This is a genomic window from Brevibacillus formosus, from assembly GCF_003013405.1.
Classification (GTDB): Bacteria; Bacillota; Bacilli; order Brevibacillales; family Brevibacillaceae; genus Brevibacillus; species Brevibacillus formosus.
This window is the reverse complement of sequence record NZ_PXZL01000027.1, coordinates 59,653-75,218: the sequence shown is the minus strand read 5'-3', so window position 1 is coordinate 75,218 and position 15,566 is coordinate 59,653. Positions and strand designations below refer to the sequence as shown.

Here is a 15,566-nt window from a genome sequence, read left to right as displayed (position 1 = left end):
ATTGGGTATATTTCCCTTTTATCCTTTGCTCTTTGTGCTCCACATTGCCAGCTCTTTCACTCATCAAAAACTATTAAAAATTGGGGGAACCGGATAATGAACAAAGACATGTTTGATTTGGATGTACAAGTAAACGCAGTAGGCACTAATGGTGCTGAACCAAACACGATTAGAACCGCACTGTGTTGGGTTACCAGAGTAACTTGCAAAAGCACTTGCACTTGCGTATGTACAGCTATGTGCACACCAGGTTGCCCATTCTCCGACGAGAAATAGGATAGCACCGAACTAAAAACCAATGTGGAGCACAATCTTCTTGGGTCAGCCAGACCCTGTTTTATGGATAGTAAATGCCTGGTGCCAGACGTTTCTTTCACCAGCATTTACTATCCTTTCCCCATTTACAAAAGGAGGGATCTAAGGTGGAGCGTCAGTCAAAAGTGAAAAAACACGCAAAGAAAGAATCCCGATCCTTTTTTCGAACGATGGATTTTTTCATGCTTCGAACGCCATTGTTGCCTATACATATGTTCCTAGAGTTATGTCAAGCTGATTGGAAACTGGAAAATCTCGATCCGAGAAAACAATCCATCATTCGTGAGTGCCTAGCCGTTGCCAGTCCTTCGTTGCTTGAATCACTAAACAAACTGGAGCAGTCTGACCGTGAGCAGCTTGAGCAAGTTGCAAGGAGCTTACTTCGATATGGAATCCGAATGAGTACGCGTTCGACGCCATTTGGGCTATTTTCCGGAATAGCCTGCGGGCATTTTGATACAAACACCAATCTCCTCGTAAACAAAATGGAGCAGCATAAAAAACGGAGCCGCCCTGACATGGAATGGCTCCTGAAAATCGTTCAATCTCTGGAAGAGAATCTGGATGTGGTCAAGCAGCTTTATGTCCAGACAAACACGATGTATGAGGTTGTAGGTAATCGGGTTTCATTGCCGTATATTACGCGGTACGGTCAAAATCAAAATGGCTACCAAATAGAAAATGTCTCGATTGCGATGAATGAATTGATTGCGCTCGTCTTGCAAAAAGCAACAGAACCAATCTTGTTTATGGAATTATTCCAAATCATTAAGCAATCGTACCCGGATACGGAAGACAACCGAATTGAATCCTTTTTGTTTCAGCTGGTCAAAAATGAGTTTCTGTTCACAAGCCTTCGCCCGCGTCTCACTCATTCCTCGCCGTTTGATCATCTGCTGGCTGTATTGGAGCGTGTTGAAGGGATTGATGAACGGTACCAGCAACTACTGTCGATCAGGCAGGAAATCAACGCCTATGACCAGCTAAAAATTGGCCAAGGAGAAACACATTTCCTCTCCACACTCTCCAAAATGAAATCGGTAGAGTCATCATCTTCGCAGTTACAGGTAGATTTATCGTTGTCAACAGAGCAAGTGACGCTTCCGAAATCGATTGCCAAGGATCTGAGCAAAGCAGCAGAACTGCTGTGGAGACTTTCACCCAATCATATTGGATGGCCTCATTTGGCGGAATATCGGGACTCTTTTATTGAACGATACGGTTTTGAACGAGAAGTTCCCTTGCTTGATTTGCTGGATGAAAACAGGGGGTTAGGTGCTCCTGCCACCTATGAAAATCCCATGAGCAAAAGAAACTATACCCCTTCTAGCCATGACAAGATAAATGAAAAAGTTCTTTTGCAATTGTTGTCCCACTCGCTTTTGACAGGAAGCAAGGAAATAGAACTGACAGACGATCTGATCGAAAAGCTGGAACCGGTATCACCAAAATGGGAGCAAGTCCCGCTTTCGATGGAATTGTATATCTCCCTGTTTGCCCCTTCAGCAAAAGCCATGGATAACGGTGATTACACCATTCATATTGGTGGAAATACCGGATCCATGTTGGCCGGCAAATCTTTTGGACGATTCGCTGACATGCTTGGAGAGTCGTTCGAAGAAAAGCTGGAGCAGATCAATCAGGAACACCAGAAGGCATACCCGGACAGTATATTTGCTGAAGTTGTTTACTTTCCACGGCACGGAAGAATCGCCAATGTCGTTCTTTCGAAGAGCAAGCGGAAATACGAGATTTTGATCGGCGTCCCCTCTTCCGAACATCACTCCTTAAACATTCCCTTGTCTGATTTGGTTGTAGGGGCTACATCGGATTCCTTCTATTTAAAGTCACGATCCATGAATAAGGAAGTCATTCCTGTTACAGGCCATATGCTTAACTACGTAGGCTCTGTTCCCAATGTATATCGTTTTCTGTGCGAATTAGGGATAGCAAAGCAGCGAAATTGGATGCCTTTCAGTTGGGGCAGCTTTCGTCATGCTCCTGTCCTACCTCGTCTGCGTTACGGAAAGATTGTACTGGCACCAGCTACGTGGAATGTTGACCCTGAACTATTGTCTGTTTCTAAAAAAGATGGGAAAGAAAACTGGATGGAAGCCGTGCAAATCTGGAAACGACAATACCAAGTTCCAGATTACGTGTATATTACCGACCATGACAACAAGATGCTGCTCGATCTGAAAAGTGAGAGACATCTCGCTGAGTTGATCCGGGAGCTTCAAAAGCTGAAATCTGGTGAGGCTCTCATTCTGACAGAAGTAGGTGCTGAGCTGAAGGACTGTGTAGTGGAAGGAGAAGACGGTGTCTTTCATATGGAGTGTGTCTTCCCACTTGTAAAAAATACTCCCGTCGAAGCATCTGCAACCGAATCGGTTTCTGTGACCACAGGGGTACACCCCCGCCGCGCACTTATTTCTGATCAAGAACGATTGAAAATGCCAGGCAGTGATTGGCTATTCTACAAGCTTTACTGTGACGAAGCCAGAATGGATGAGTTCATTGCCTTTCCACTTCAGTCTTTATGCGAAACGATGCACGTAAAAGGGGCTTGTCAAAAGGTATTCTTCATGAGGTACACCGATCCGAAACCGCATATCCGTCTGCGTTTTCAAGCCGCATCCACCGAAGGACTGCAATCCATTTTCTCAGAAATGTATCAATGGACATATGAAATGCAAAAACAAGGCTACCTGTCCAAAACAACTATCGATACGTATGACCCTGAAATTGAACGATATGGTGGACCTCAATTGATTCCCCTAGCTGAGGAGCTATTTTTTATGGACAGTATGGTTGTGGCTCAATGGCTACAACTGCATCGTACAAAGCAGATGAATATACCATTGGAGAAGGTTGCGGTAATCAGCATCATCGACCTTTTGCATCAATTCTTGCATTCGATCGACGAAAAGCTGAGCTTCCTGAACAAAATCATTTCGTATAAAGCCTACCTGGATGATTTCCGCACAGACAGAGAGTTCTACCTGAAAGCGGGACGCTACACGAATGATTGGCAAGAGCTGAAACTGTTAGAGGGTGGTTCCGTTCTCCACCAGCTTTTCCAAGTCAGATCAGAGGCGATCAACAACTTTTCCACGGTCATGCATTCACTGAAAGCCCAATCGGAGCTGTATAATTCGCAGGAGCAAATCATAGGCAGTATCATCCATCTGCATGTAAATAGGCTGCTTGGAATAGATCGTGAACAGGAAAGGAAAGTGATGACCTTGGCCCGCCATACCCTGCACAACTTGCGATATTTCCTATTGCAAGAGGAAAGTCAAACAAAGGAGACTGCGCATGCTTTCTAATACAAAGAGCTGGCAACCGATTCATAACGCTACGCTGATTAAAAATATTGAGCACGTAGTAAAGCAAGTAGCCCGTAAGCTTCAATATCCTCACGAGGTCTTGGGCGAACCTCTTCCCGGTACAGACTCGCTTGCCTCCGGTGCAATGGGCATCGTCCTCTTTTATGCGGAATTGGATCGACTGTACCCCGATGAGCAATGGGATGTTGTCGCACATAACTATTTGGTACATGTACAAACCGTGATTAACGCAGATATGTTTAACTCGTTTTCCCTGTGGAGTGGTTTATCCGCAGCACCCGTGGTCGCCTCTATTCTAGCCCGTGATCGAGGCAGATATCAAAACTTCATCGAAAAACTGCATATTCTTATACAGCCTGCGATTGATGGGTTCATTGACCAAGCTCGAGGGCGAATCGGGAACGATTTATTCATCCCTGATTACGATGTAATAGAAGGATTAGCTGGTATCGGTCGATATCTTCTTTTCTTTAAAGAGCACCCTGCATGTAAAGAAAACCTTAACAAAGTATTGTCATATATTATACAATTAACTAAAAATATCCATTTTAATGGCGAGAGTGTTCCAGGCTGGCATATCAGAAGTGAGAATCAGTTTTTGGAATTTGAAAAAAAGCGATACCCAAATGGCAACTTTAATTTCGGAATTTCCCACGGGATTGCCGGTCCGTTTGCCTTGCTCTCTCTTGCTTTATTAGAGGGAATAGAGGTGGAGGGACAACGAGATGCCATTAGCAAGCTATGTTCCTATTATGAGAAGTGGAAAACGGAAGACGAGCACGGGCCAATTTGGCCGGAGAGAATCAGTTTTGAAGAAGAAACATGCGGACAGATGCAGAACCCTTTTACCTATAATGCATCTTGGTGCTACGGGGAACCAAGTATAGCACGAGTATTGTGGCTAGCTGGTCAAGCATTGGGTGACACTGAGCTCCAGTCTTTGGCTCAACAAACTTATCTCTCACTTGTTCAGCGATCAGTGGAATCGCTCGGTTTCGAATCCCCGACGTTTTGTCACGGCTATGCTGGTACACTTTGGATGCTCCAACGAATGATGATGGACACGAGCTCTGATGCTTTTGAAGCATACCGCGAGAAACTAGTAAACCAGATTCTGAGCACTTTCAACGATAACCATGCTTACGGATTTCAAGACATTGAGCATGGACAATTCCGGGACCTGCCAGGATTGTTGGTCGGTGCAGCAGGAGTAGCACTTGTCTTACTAAGCTGCCTGAGTTTGGATGAACCCGAATGGGACTGTATTTTCTTACTTAAATAGCTGAGTTAGGGGAGACTACATGTACGGACCAACAGAAGATTTGTTTACCCTAAAGACTGTCATCCAGTCTTTTCGAAACTGGCCGAAAATTTTTCGCCTTTTCTGGACTGTACAAAAAGGATATTTTATCACCATTGTGATTCTGAATATACTCCAAGGGCTGTTCCCTGTTGGTATGCTGTATGTTACCCAGGAACTTGTTAACGCTGTTTCCAGTGGAATAAGCCAAGATGGGGATACTGTCGTAATCAGCTTCCTTTTCTTCATTTCCTTCATTTTAGTGAAACAACTCGTTACCCTCATTCAGAATTATGTCGAAGGATTGTTTCAATCCCTGCTATCAAATCGTCTCCGTGAAATGGTGTTGGATAAAGCGAATGCGATGGGGTTAGCTGATTTTGAAAATGCAGAGGTGCAAGATCAGCTAAAGCGTGCCCAACAAGAAACCAGCTACCGCCCCTATCAGATTTTTGAGCTGGTTCTAAGTATTGTATCCGGTGTTATTTCTCTGGTTTCTACTTCGCTGTTTCTCATCTTTTGGAAATGGTGGGTTGTTTTCATTCTGGTGTTGTTTCCGCTTATCTCCTTCTATTCCTATTTGCGATTAAGTCAACAGGAGTTCTATATTCGTTGGAGTAGAGCTGAAAGGGAAAGAAGAGGCTGGTACATCAGTCATTTATTAACCCACGATCGTGCATTTAAGGAAGTACAAATTTATAAACTTGGCTCCTATCTCATCACACAATTTCGCGATATGATCACTCAGTTTTTTTATGAAGACAAAAAGATCGCCACAATTCGTTTGAAGACCTCGCTTGTTTTCGAAAGTTTGACGATTGCGATGATTGGTTTTATGAGCTTTATCGCTATAAAAGCGGCTTTTCTGAAAGAGATTCTGCTAGGGAATTTGGTTAGTTATATTCAGGGGATTACTTTAACCCAAACGACGTCGCAGTCGTTGATGCATTCCCTGATTGGACTGTCTCAGCACAATATGTTTGTGGAACAGCTGTTCCTCTTTTTAGAAAGAAATTCGTCTGATCCAGTCAAACTACAGAAAGTGGCTATCACTACTCCTCAAGAAAACGACCCTTTTGTTCTTGAAAGTATCGAGTTCGTCAATGTTTCATTTACATACCCGGAAACAGCACGACCCGTTCTTCAAAACCTCTCTTTCAAGATAAGAAAAGGAGAGTCGCTGGCGATTGTAGGCGAGAATGGGTCCGGTAAAACGACATTAGTCAAACTGCTTACCTTGTTATATAAAGACTATGAAGGACAAATACTGATTAATGGAACCGACTTGAACGCTTTTGATATGGAACAGATTCGAGCAAAAATCGGGGTCGTCTTTCAAGATTTTATGCAGTATGAGATGTCTATTCGTAACAATGTCGGGTTCGGTGATCTTTCTCTTCTTCACCAGGATGACAAGCTATATCACGCACTTGAAAAATCAGGCATGCGAAGCTTGGCAGAAGGTTTTGAACAAGGTTTGGATACTCAGTTGGGAAAATGGTTCACAGAAGGTCTTCAGTTATCGGGCGGACAGTGGCAACGCATCGCCATTGCTAGAGCTTTCCTCCGAAATGCAGACCTCTATATTCTCGACGAACCAAGTGCATCACTGGACCCTATGGCAGAAAAAGAAGTATTTGATTCATTTAATCTGTTGACCAAAGAGCGAATGGGAATATTTATTTCCCACCGTTACTCATCCGCTCAGTATGCTGATCAAATCATGGTACTGGATCAAGGAAGAATCGTTGAATTTGGTACCCACACCGAGTTGATTCGTTTACAACAAAAGTATGCCAGCTTGTATAATCTGCAAGCGTCACCCTTTGTTTCCCAAAGTTGACACACACTTTGCTAAAAAGGAGCGGACGACTTTGACTTTTCTTACGGCGCTAATGAGCAGCCTTGCTCACATCGGAGCGATTCATATCGCACTCATCATCTTGATTGTGATTGGGATATGGAAATGGATTAGCAACAAGAAGAAGAAAAATGATAATTCTGGGGAAAGTTAATGTAAGCTTGAGAAGAGTTGAATCAGGATGTCAATATGATCGCGCTCTACAATGGATACGGTGAGGAAATTGGCATGTATGGCGGACATGAATTTGTTAGGATACGGACACTTGGCCAATTTGATGACGAAGACCGAGATAATTTTTATTCCTTGTTAGAACGTGATGGTGTAGGATAATCTGCACAATAGGCTGGCGATTCCGGTGGCAAGGCACTGTGAAAAGTCAGCCTTTTTGATTTTATTTTGCCTCCTCGGGCATAGTTCGCCTCATAAACTATAGGCTTTTTAAATAGTCTTTAGTCCCTGTTAATTCTGACCATCTGGCTGAAAGAAGCTTCGCATAGTTTATAGGAGCGATTCCATAAGTCCCTAAGGAATGACCATCATTAACCTCTACAGCTTCATATTCCCATCTCGATCAATTCCAAAATCTAAACCATATGCGGCTGGCGCATCAATAAAATCCTTAACAGCACTTTTTATAACACGTAGATCTAATTTTGAATCCCAGGCACCTTTATACTGCCTGACATCAAGTATTTCTCCATATCGTATAAAGCAACGCCATTCCGTCACAAAATCAACGATTTCCGAACACCAAATATTCGTATCCTCATGTTGTTCAATCAATCCTATAAAATCTTTATATTCTTGTAGTCCATATTTTCCTGCCAAAATAACTAGACAAAGAATCTGGATAATCTATCTCTCTTTGGCTTCTTTCTATCCCTAATTTTTCAAGACGTCTTCTCACGTTGCCAATACCGCCAACTACTATGTCTTCTGGATTATTTTCTTTCATTTCATTAACATCATGAAACTTAATGATCTCCCATCCTAATGAAGCGAAACCTTCAAAAGCAATAAATGCATTTACATTGTAGAATTCTCCACTTTTGTTTGCCTGTATATACGCTCTCATCCATATCGCCCCATCATTTCATATGGTTTTTCATTTTTAAGCAGTACTAAAATCGTTCGGCCTACGTTATAGCTCTATATTCAAACTCCTACCTCATGCTTATCATAGCACGACATGGAAAATTACAGGAAATACCTAAAGCATTTGTAAAAAATAAGAAAGGAGCTGCGGCGGCCAGCTCCTTTCACTCTCTCAAATACTAATCAATCGTTTCAAAACGATTATTCTCCATCGCCTGCTTGAGCCATCCATCGATCCGCTCCTTAGGTAGCAGGATGTTTCCTCCATAAGCATTATTCGTATGAAAGTCCCAATCTCCATATACGAACATATGGTACTGACCATCTATTCGTTTTACGAGTCCCCATACACCGATATTCCCCTGTGAACCAGCACTGATAAATAGACAGTTCTGGTAGTTGAATATGTAAGGATCTCCAAACATCTCAAAACCCTCTAAATAACCTTCCCTTCCGTCTCTTTCCGGAAATCTCTTGTTGTAATCCTGAATCATCCATACATCTAAAATCTTTACGCACAACCAAGCTTTAAACTCATTCCGCTCAATTACACGTTCAATGGAACACCGTACAAAAGAAGATTGTTCAATCTCTTCGGGATGCGAATCCCATCCATTAAAACTGGAGAGTACCGGCGTGTACATGATCCAAAAGGGTTCGCCAATCCTCATATGGAAAGGATGGGAGACCTTCACCGTTCTAACCTGACCTCGCTCAGGCGGGCGATTAGAACGCAGCCAATGGCGCTCATCCAACGGGGGAACTTCGTTTTCATAATCTGACCATTCCATACTATCATTTTCGAAGCCAGCAATATCAAACAGCTCACATTCCGTTCTTATGCGCTCTGATACTCCTTTGCATACCCCGCACGCTAAGGCAACGAGCTCTTGTTCCATTTCCTTCACCCTCATCCTTTCATCTTTGGGTCTGTAACGACAAGCTCTTGAAAAAAAAGTAGCCTCCCGTTTGGAGACTTCTTTTCGTTTCCTATACTTTTCTCAGGTCCAATTATTCGCTTCTCAAAATATGCTCGATTCGCTTTTCCGGCACGACCCAGATCGCGGCAACGAGTACATAAAAGAAGCCCGATACCCATGGACCCACATACGCGGTTAATATCGCGAGCAAATAAAGAACAGGAGATATTTTCACCTTCCAGTCCCTGCCCATTGACTTTACGAATGCAGAATCTCCAGAATGCTGGCTAATGATTGCGAGCTGAAGCAGCCTGTAAGAAATCGCTGCAAGCAGAAGAATGATCCCGTACAATGCCATCGGAGTGGGCGCAAACTGGCTTTCCCCCATCCACGCGGTCGTGAACGGAATAAGGGATAGCCAGAAGAGCAATATCAAATTCAGCCACATGAGTCGCCCGTTCATTGTACGAACCATGTGCAGCAGATGATGATGGTTGTTCCAGTAGATGCCGATATAAATGAAACTGAATATGTAGCTAAGAACTTTTGGACTTAGTTCGATTAACGAATGCCAGTCGTGGCCTTCTGGTACTTTGAATTCTAATACCATAATCGTAATGATAATTGCCAGCACGCCATCGCTGAACGCTTCCATCCGGTTTGCTCTCATTTGGTGATCACCTTTTTCCCGCTTTACGCGCTGAATTGATCTAATAGATATCCATAGTTTATTCTAGCTTTTCTTCATGATGTCAAGCACAACCTTTCCCTCATTCAGGATCGTTTTAACGCAGACACTTGGCCAATTTGATGACGAAGACCGAGATCCCATTGTCCTTCAAAGTGATTCCCATTAGTATATTATGGGAGGGGGTAGGGTTCCGTTGAAAACAGCGAATGAGATACTTTCGATAATCAGTCATGATAGTTTTTTAGAGAATGTCTTCCATAAAGATGTTGATTGGGAGGCTGAATTAGACGCTAGGGACGCTGATGAATTTGATACGGCATGGAGTTCTAGTTACAAAAAAGTTGATGAAATTGACCCCTCTGAAAATACCGTGATCAGAGAAATTAGGGAATTTGTGTTCAAGCAAACTTTTCGGATAACCCAGAATTCAGAGCTGGCAGGGTATGCGTCGGACGACTTTGGTCTCATTTCCAAGGCGTTTGAAAACAAGATTAATATTGAATTTATCAATAACCTGTGGGATTCCTACCTGCAAGGGAATTTCCCGAATTGCAGTATATGTGAGTAGTCGAAAAAGACCGGAGAAGCATATAAAATATGCACTCCGGTCTTCTTTTGGATTAGGGAAGAGAGTTCCCTTTACTTTTTGGTTGCTGCTTCAATATCTTTGTACGCCCAATGGGTTGGGGGTACATCCGGCCAGCTTTGTCCTATTACCGTGCTTAACTGTGAATGGTTCAGCAAACGATTGATGATGGTGACCGTTTCTGCTCGAGTCAATGTATTTTGGGGATGGAATGTACCATCTGGATAGCCGGCCATGTAGCCTTCTTTACTTACTGCCGCAATAATCTGAGTTGCCCAGTGATCTGCTGGTACATCGTAGAAGTTGTTCGGCATGCCGTCTCCATTTAATCCCAGATGCTTGTATACAATGGTCGCCATTTCCGCGCGCGTGATTCCGCCTCCCGGATTGAACGTGCCATTTGCATAACCGTTCATCAGACCTGCTTCATTCGCTCTTCTAATCGCATCTGCCGCCCAATGTTGGTCGGCTACGTCCATAAACATTCCACTTGCGGATGTAGTCTTGACCATTCCTGTGTTTACCAGGATCATAGCCATTTCTGCACGGGTCACTTGGCGATTTGGATCGAAGTTTCCGGTTGGATAGCCGTTCATGTAGCCTGTTTGGTCGTTTTCTTCTTTTGCTGGCTCACTTGGCTTCGGTTCTACATTACCGGAGCTGCCTCCAGTAAAGAACGGGTTTTGAACATGATTCGTGCTTTCCCGGTCTTTTTTCCGTTCTTTATCCCGGTCTCTGTCTCGTTCGTCGACAGATTCTAAATCTCTTCTTGCTTTTTTTAGCTCAGCCAGTGCTTCGTCTACTTCGTCTTGGGTTGCGTCAGGATCTTCCAGTACGTCATTTGCTCGCTTCAATGCTTTTTCGAGCTTTCTCCAACTTGAAGATGTATAGTCATCTTCATCCAAATCTTCATCGTCGATTTCATCTACTCTTGCTTGCAGCTTTGATTTGTCGACTGTAGGCGTTGGCGTTGGCTCGTCTGGTTTTTTCAACCCTTCTCTAGCCTTTTTCAATGCCGAGAGCGCTTTGTCTACTTCTTCTTGAGTTGCATTTGGATCAGCCAGTATTGCATCCGCTTTTCTCAAAGCTTTTTGCAGTTCTTCCCAGCTCTCGCTTGTGTAGTCTTCACCCGTAAGATTCTCGGATTGGATTTCGTCCGCTTTTGCTTGCAATTTCGATTTGTCGACTGTAGGTGTTGGTGTAGGCGTAGGCACGCTTGGTTTTTTCAAACCTTCTCTGGCCTTTTTCAATGCCGAGAGCGCTTCGTCTACTTCTTGCTGGGTTGCATTTGGATCAGCCAGCACTGCATCCGCTTTTTCCAATGCCTGTTTCAGTTCTGCCCAGCTCGCGCTTGTGTACTCTTCTTCTTTCAAATTCTCAGCCTTGATTTCATCCGCTTTGGCTTGTAGCTTCGTTTTGTCGACGGTAGGCGTAGGCTCGTCTGGTTTTTTCAAACCGTCTCTCGCCTTTGTCAGTGCCGCCAGCGCTTCGTCTACTTCTTGCTGGGTTGCATTTGGATCAGCCAGCACTGCATTCGCTTTTTCCAACGCCTGTTTCAGTTCTGCCCAGCTCGCGCTTGTGTACTCTTCTTCCTGCAAGTTCTCAGCCTTGATTTCATCTGCTTTGGCTTGCAGCTTGGTTTTGTCGACAGCAGGCGTAGGCTCGTCTGGTTTTTTCAAACCGTCTCTCGCCTTTGTCAGTGCCGCCAGCGCTTCGTCTACTTCTTGCTGGGTTGCATTTGGATCAGCCAGCACTGCATTCGCTTTTTCCAACGCCTGTTTCAGTTCTGCCCAGCTCGCGCTTGTGTACTCTTCTTCTGTCAAGTTCTCTGCCTTGATTTCATCTGCTTTGGCTTGCAGCTTCGATTTATCAACGACAGGTTCGGTTGGTGTTGTATCTACGGTAATAGACTTTGTCGCCTTGGCTGACTTGCCGTCTATTGTCGTCGCTGTTACCTCAACGGTGTATTCACCATCTTTTAAATCTTGGGTAGGTGTAAACGCCCAGTTGCCTTCTGCATCAACTGTTACCGTTGGAGTATCTACTACATTGCCAGCTTTGTCTTTAATCTCAACGGTCACCTTAGATCCCGCTGTTGACGTTCCTTTGAACACTGGCTTCGTTACAGTGACCGGATTGGCACTTGGTTCAGTAATTGTAATTGTCGCCCCAGAATCCTCAACATTTTTGTTAAATGGATCTACTGGAACACCGTTTGTACCTTTTAAGTTCCCCAAGCCATCATAAGAAATGTTTACTGCTTTATCGGAAACATTCGTACCTGCTGGCAAGGTGATCACTAGCTTTGTAGAATCGTTTTCGTCAACTTTGAAAGTGAGACCACCGTTTTCTACAGCTGTACCATCAACTGTGATTGTAAATCCAGTTAAATCGGTTAACTCTACTCCTCGATCAAACGTCACCGTTATTTTATTGCCATCCGCTACTGTTTCCTCAATTGTAGCAGCTGTTGGTACGGGTACAGTTGCGGCAATCGTAAAATAATGGCCATTAGCAAATTCAGCACTATTAAGTGTTGCTGTGCCATCTGTTAGTGGATAGAATGCATCGTTTTGATCGAATTGCTCATCCTCACTAACAACAAGATACAAAGGCCACCCGGAAGCACCTGCTACTTTGTCTACGTGCAGCGTAATGTCTGTATCTTGCCAATTCGTTTTCTCTACTTTATAGGTGCGTCCAATACGTTTTAGACTTTCTGTATCTTTTGTGATTGGAGTCCCGAATGTAACGTCTCCACCGTTATCGCTAAAAACAAAGAATGATTTATCTTCAGCAATCGTCTTGGTATTCTGGGCATTCGTCTCTTGAATCACATTGCCTATTGCAAGCGTGACATTGGCACCGTCAACCTGAGATTTCGATTGCTTTTGATACAAAGCACCTGCTTCATCACGACCGATCCCTGTGATGCGGTTGCCGTAGCCAGTGTTGTTGCTAGCTTTCCACATTGTTGAGCCATTGCTAGCCACATAATCAATCGGAGCATTATTTTCATCTTTCAATGTCAATCCGTATTTTAAAGCAAGGTAACTGTTGACTTTGTTTCGGTCTTCATCAGTCAATTTACGGTTATAAAGGATCGTTTCAGACATCTTCCCGTAAAAGCGACTCATATGACCTGCACCAAAATAATAAGGTTTATTTCCGCTTGTTATCGGAGATGCAAAGTTGGGAGTATTACTGTTTGTCGTCTGTAATACTTTTCCGTTTAGCGAAAGTGCCCAATCATTTGGTGCACTCCAGATGTTTAACATCGCTCCATTTTTTAATTGGTAATCACCGACGTCTGCGCTCAAGCTACCTTCGTTTCTACCGAAATATGAACTTATGGATTTTCCATTATTAGCTCCATAAACAACTGCAGCTGTATGTTTTCCTCCAAACTCCCATGGAAATCCGCTATATTTGTCACTTGCCTGGACAGAGAATATTTCCCGATCCGTAGCAGCATTATTATTAAAATCAATGGAAGAGCGAGTATAATACCCTTTATTTGAGTCAATTTGGATTCCGCTGTTAAAATTCAGAGCGTTAGGCACATTATCATTGGAAGTAGCACCGCTAGGCATCCATACTCCGCCATCTGCCAAGTCTGTTAATTGGTCGATTTGGTTTCCCGAAAGCACAGCACTGCGTTCTACATCAACCCAAGAGAGTAAGCCTTCACTCACCCCACCTGGCCCTTGCGTAGGTACGCCTGGTTTTTCCAAGCCTTCTCTGGCCTTTGTTAATGCCAAGAGCGCTTCGTCTACTTCTTGTTGGGTAGCATTTGGATATGCCAGAACCGCATCCGCTTTTTGCAATGCGTTTTGCAGTTCTCCCCAGCTTTCGCTTGTGTAATCGTCTGCCTTCAGGTTCTCGGACTTGATTTCTTCCGATTTTGCTTGCAGCTTCGATTTGTCGACAACAGGTTCGGTTGGTGTTGTATCTACGGTAATAGACTTTGTTGCTTTGGCTGACTTGCCCTCGTCTGTCGTAGCTGTTACCTCAACTGTGTATTCACCGTCTTCCAAATCTCGGGTTGGTGTAAATATCCAGTTGCCTTCTGCATCAACTGTTACTGTTGGAGTATCTACTACAATGCCAGCTTTGTCTTTAATCTCAACGGTCACCTTAGATCCCGCTGTTGACGTTCCTTTGAACTCCGGTTTCCCAGTGGACACCTTGTCTCCGGACGGTTGTTCAAACGTTACTGTCGGTAGCGCTTTCCACAACAAATCATTACTTGCACCGTAAACTGCAAAAAGAGGACTGTCGTCCGCAATCAGATTCTCCAGCCCCGCTAGATCGCCCGCGTCGGCTTGTCCAAACTTGCTTCCAGCAGTCATACGGCTTTGCGCGGTAATACCCGCTTTTCCGGTAAACTCACCGCTTAGCGTAAGAAGTGTATTGCCTTGCAGATTAACGTTTCGTGCTTTTGGTTGGCCCGAAACTACTATTGTATTCCCCGTAATAGTGGCATCGCCGGAAAGAGCGAATTTCCCCGCCTGGAGATCAACTCCTCCGCCACTATTGTTAGTGATTTGGCCACCGGTCATATTGAATGTACCAGCACCAAGATAGACCGCACCTGTACTATTATTCTTATTGCCTGTAATTACTCCACCAGTCATTTGTAAGACCGCTGTACTCTGACCGAGATAGATTGCGCTTCCCGGAAAGTTTGAATAACTATTCTGTAAAACAGTGCCTTCTTCAATGATCAGTTTTGCATCATAGACGTTAATAATTCTACCTTGGGCCATTTTCCCCCCTTGGTAGCTGCCGTCAATAATAATATTTTTTAATGTAAGCTGGCCCAGATTAAGATCTAAAAGAGTGCCATCTCCAGCCGGGTCACGCTGAATCACAGCAGTCTCCCCGACTTCAGGAGCCGTGGTGATCGTAACAACCTTGTTCTTATCGAACTTTTTTGTAGTGCTGGCCAATAAGTTGATCTTGTCCAGAACGTATATAGTCCCCGCGCTACCAATCTTTTGATAGGCTGTATACAATGTAGCAAAAGGAAGATCTCGGGTTCCATCACCTGTGGTGTCATCGCCACTGCTAGAGACGTAATAGGTCTCTTCTTCAGCAGCATAGCTGACGGGTGTTCCTAAGCTTGCCCCCATGCCGGTGAAGACAAGAGAAAAAATCAGGAAAACCATCCCTATTTTCCGTAGATTAATACCGTTGCTCAGCATGCAGATCCATTCCTTTCTGAGATTTGATTTGTGTTACGCTTCCGATGCTCTCAATATGAATCGCCCCCTCACTTTCACTTTTTCATCTGCTATGTCATATGTCAGGGGCACATAAGCTGCAGTATTCAACTGACAGAAAGCTGATAGGGCTTACCGCCTTTCCTCAAAGCATCGGACTCTTCAATAGAATAAGTAAAGAACTCAAACTAGTGCTCCTAATCCTTTGGATTCCCTATTT

General features: G+C 44.0%; 11 protein-coding genes. 6 read left to right on the top strand and 5 right to left on the bottom strand.

All coding sequences use genetic code 11. The annotated features are described in order from the left end of the window. Positions 1-96: 96 nt before the first annotated feature. The 5 genes from C7R91_RS30000 to C7R91_RS29455 all read left to right on the top strand — a co-directional run bounded on the left by C7R91_RS30000 (position 97) and on the right by C7R91_RS29455 (position 6,980). Positions 97-276, top strand: coding sequence for an FDLD family class I lanthipeptide (locus C7R91_RS30000; RefSeq protein WP_201781907.1), 180 nt, complete (start codon positions 97-99; stop codon positions 274-276). Between the two features lie 146 nt (positions 277-422). After that, on the top strand, positions 423-3,644 hold the full coding sequence (locus C7R91_RS21875; RefSeq protein WP_047070236.1) for a lantibiotic dehydratase: 3,222 nt from the start codon (positions 423-425) through the stop codon (positions 3,642-3,644). Beyond that, a complete protein-coding gene (locus tag C7R91_RS21870) occupies positions 3,634-4,947 on the top strand; it encodes a lanthionine synthetase C family protein (protein ID WP_052773399.1) in 1,314 nt (437 codons plus the stop codon). Before C7R91_RS21875 ends, C7R91_RS21870 begins: the two co-directional genes overlap by 11 nt. A gap of 136 nt (positions 4,948-5,083) precedes the next feature. Further along, positions 5,084-6,808 (top strand): ABC transporter ATP-binding protein, encoded by a 1,725-nt coding sequence (locus C7R91_RS21865; protein ID WP_236697867.1) that lies wholly within the window; start codon positions 5,084-5,086, stop codon positions 6,806-6,808. A gap of 31 nt (positions 6,809-6,839) precedes the next feature. Beyond that, positions 6,840-6,980: a hypothetical protein gene (locus C7R91_RS29455; protein ID WP_160309982.1), complete on the top strand. Its 141-nt coding sequence runs from the start codon at positions 6,840-6,842 to the stop codon at positions 6,978-6,980. A 395-nt stretch (positions 6,981-7,375) separates the two neighbouring features. On the opposite strand, the gene C7R91_RS29995 is transcribed toward C7R91_RS29455, so the two are convergent. From C7R91_RS29995 to C7R91_RS21850, 4 genes are all read right to left on the bottom strand, one after another. Continuing rightward, positions 7,376-7,612: an ATP-grasp domain-containing protein gene (locus C7R91_RS29995; protein WP_330218231.1), complete on the bottom strand. Its 237-nt coding sequence runs from the start codon at positions 7,610-7,612 to the stop codon at positions 7,376-7,378. A 13-nt stretch (positions 7,613-7,625) separates the two neighbouring features. Beyond that, positions 7,626-7,904 (bottom strand): hypothetical protein, encoded by a 279-nt coding sequence (locus tag C7R91_RS29990; RefSeq protein WP_327957345.1) that lies wholly within the window; start codon positions 7,902-7,904, stop codon positions 7,626-7,628. Positions 7,905-8,103: 199 nt separating this feature from the next. After that, on the bottom strand, positions 8,104-8,823 hold the full coding sequence (locus C7R91_RS21855; RefSeq protein ID WP_236697868.1) for a hypothetical protein: 720 nt from the start codon (positions 8,821-8,823) through the stop codon (positions 8,104-8,106). A gap of 112 nt (positions 8,824-8,935) precedes the next feature. Further along, positions 8,936-9,514: a TMEM175 family protein gene (locus C7R91_RS21850; RefSeq protein WP_047070239.1), complete on the bottom strand. Its 579-nt coding sequence runs from the start codon at positions 9,512-9,514 to the stop codon at positions 8,936-8,938. A 214-nt stretch (positions 9,515-9,728) separates the two neighbouring features. On the opposite strand from C7R91_RS21850, the gene C7R91_RS21845 reads away from it, so the two are divergent. Continuing rightward, positions 9,729-10,103: an immunity protein PIM1 family protein gene (locus tag C7R91_RS21845; protein WP_047070240.1), complete on the top strand. Its 375-nt coding sequence runs from the start codon at positions 9,729-9,731 to the stop codon at positions 10,101-10,103. A 71-nt stretch (positions 10,104-10,174) separates the two neighbouring features. Here the strand turns inward: C7R91_RS21845 and C7R91_RS21840 are convergent, their stop codons facing one another. Further along, complete coding sequence (locus C7R91_RS21840; protein WP_106786220.1) at positions 10,175-15,328, bottom strand: DUF8202 domain-containing protein; 5,154 nt, start codon at positions 15,326-15,328, stop codon at positions 10,175-10,177. Positions 15,329-15,566 lie beyond the last annotated feature (238 nt).

Coding starts and splice junctions, on each gene's coding strand:
- C7R91_RS21850 (WP_047070239.1), bottom strand. CDS start 9,514: ATGAGAGCAAACCGGATGGAAGCGTTCAGCGATGGCGTGCTGGCAATT.
- C7R91_RS30000 (WP_201781907.1), top strand. CDS start 97: ATGAACAAAGACATGTTTGATTTGGATGTACAAGTAAACGCAGTAGGC.
- C7R91_RS29990 (WP_327957345.1), bottom strand. CDS start 7,904: ATGAGAGCGTATATACAGGCAAACAAAAGTGGAGAATTCTACAATGTA.
- C7R91_RS21855 (WP_236697868.1), bottom strand. CDS start 8,823: ATGGAACAAGAGCTCGTTGCCTTAGCGTGCGGGGTATGCAAAGGAGTA.
- C7R91_RS21840 (WP_106786220.1), bottom strand. CDS start 15,328: ATGCTGAGCAACGGTATTAATCTACGGAAAATAGGGATGGTTTTCCTG.
- C7R91_RS21870 (WP_052773399.1), top strand. CDS start 3,634: ATGCTTTCTAATACAAAGAGCTGGCAACCGATTCATAACGCTACGCTG.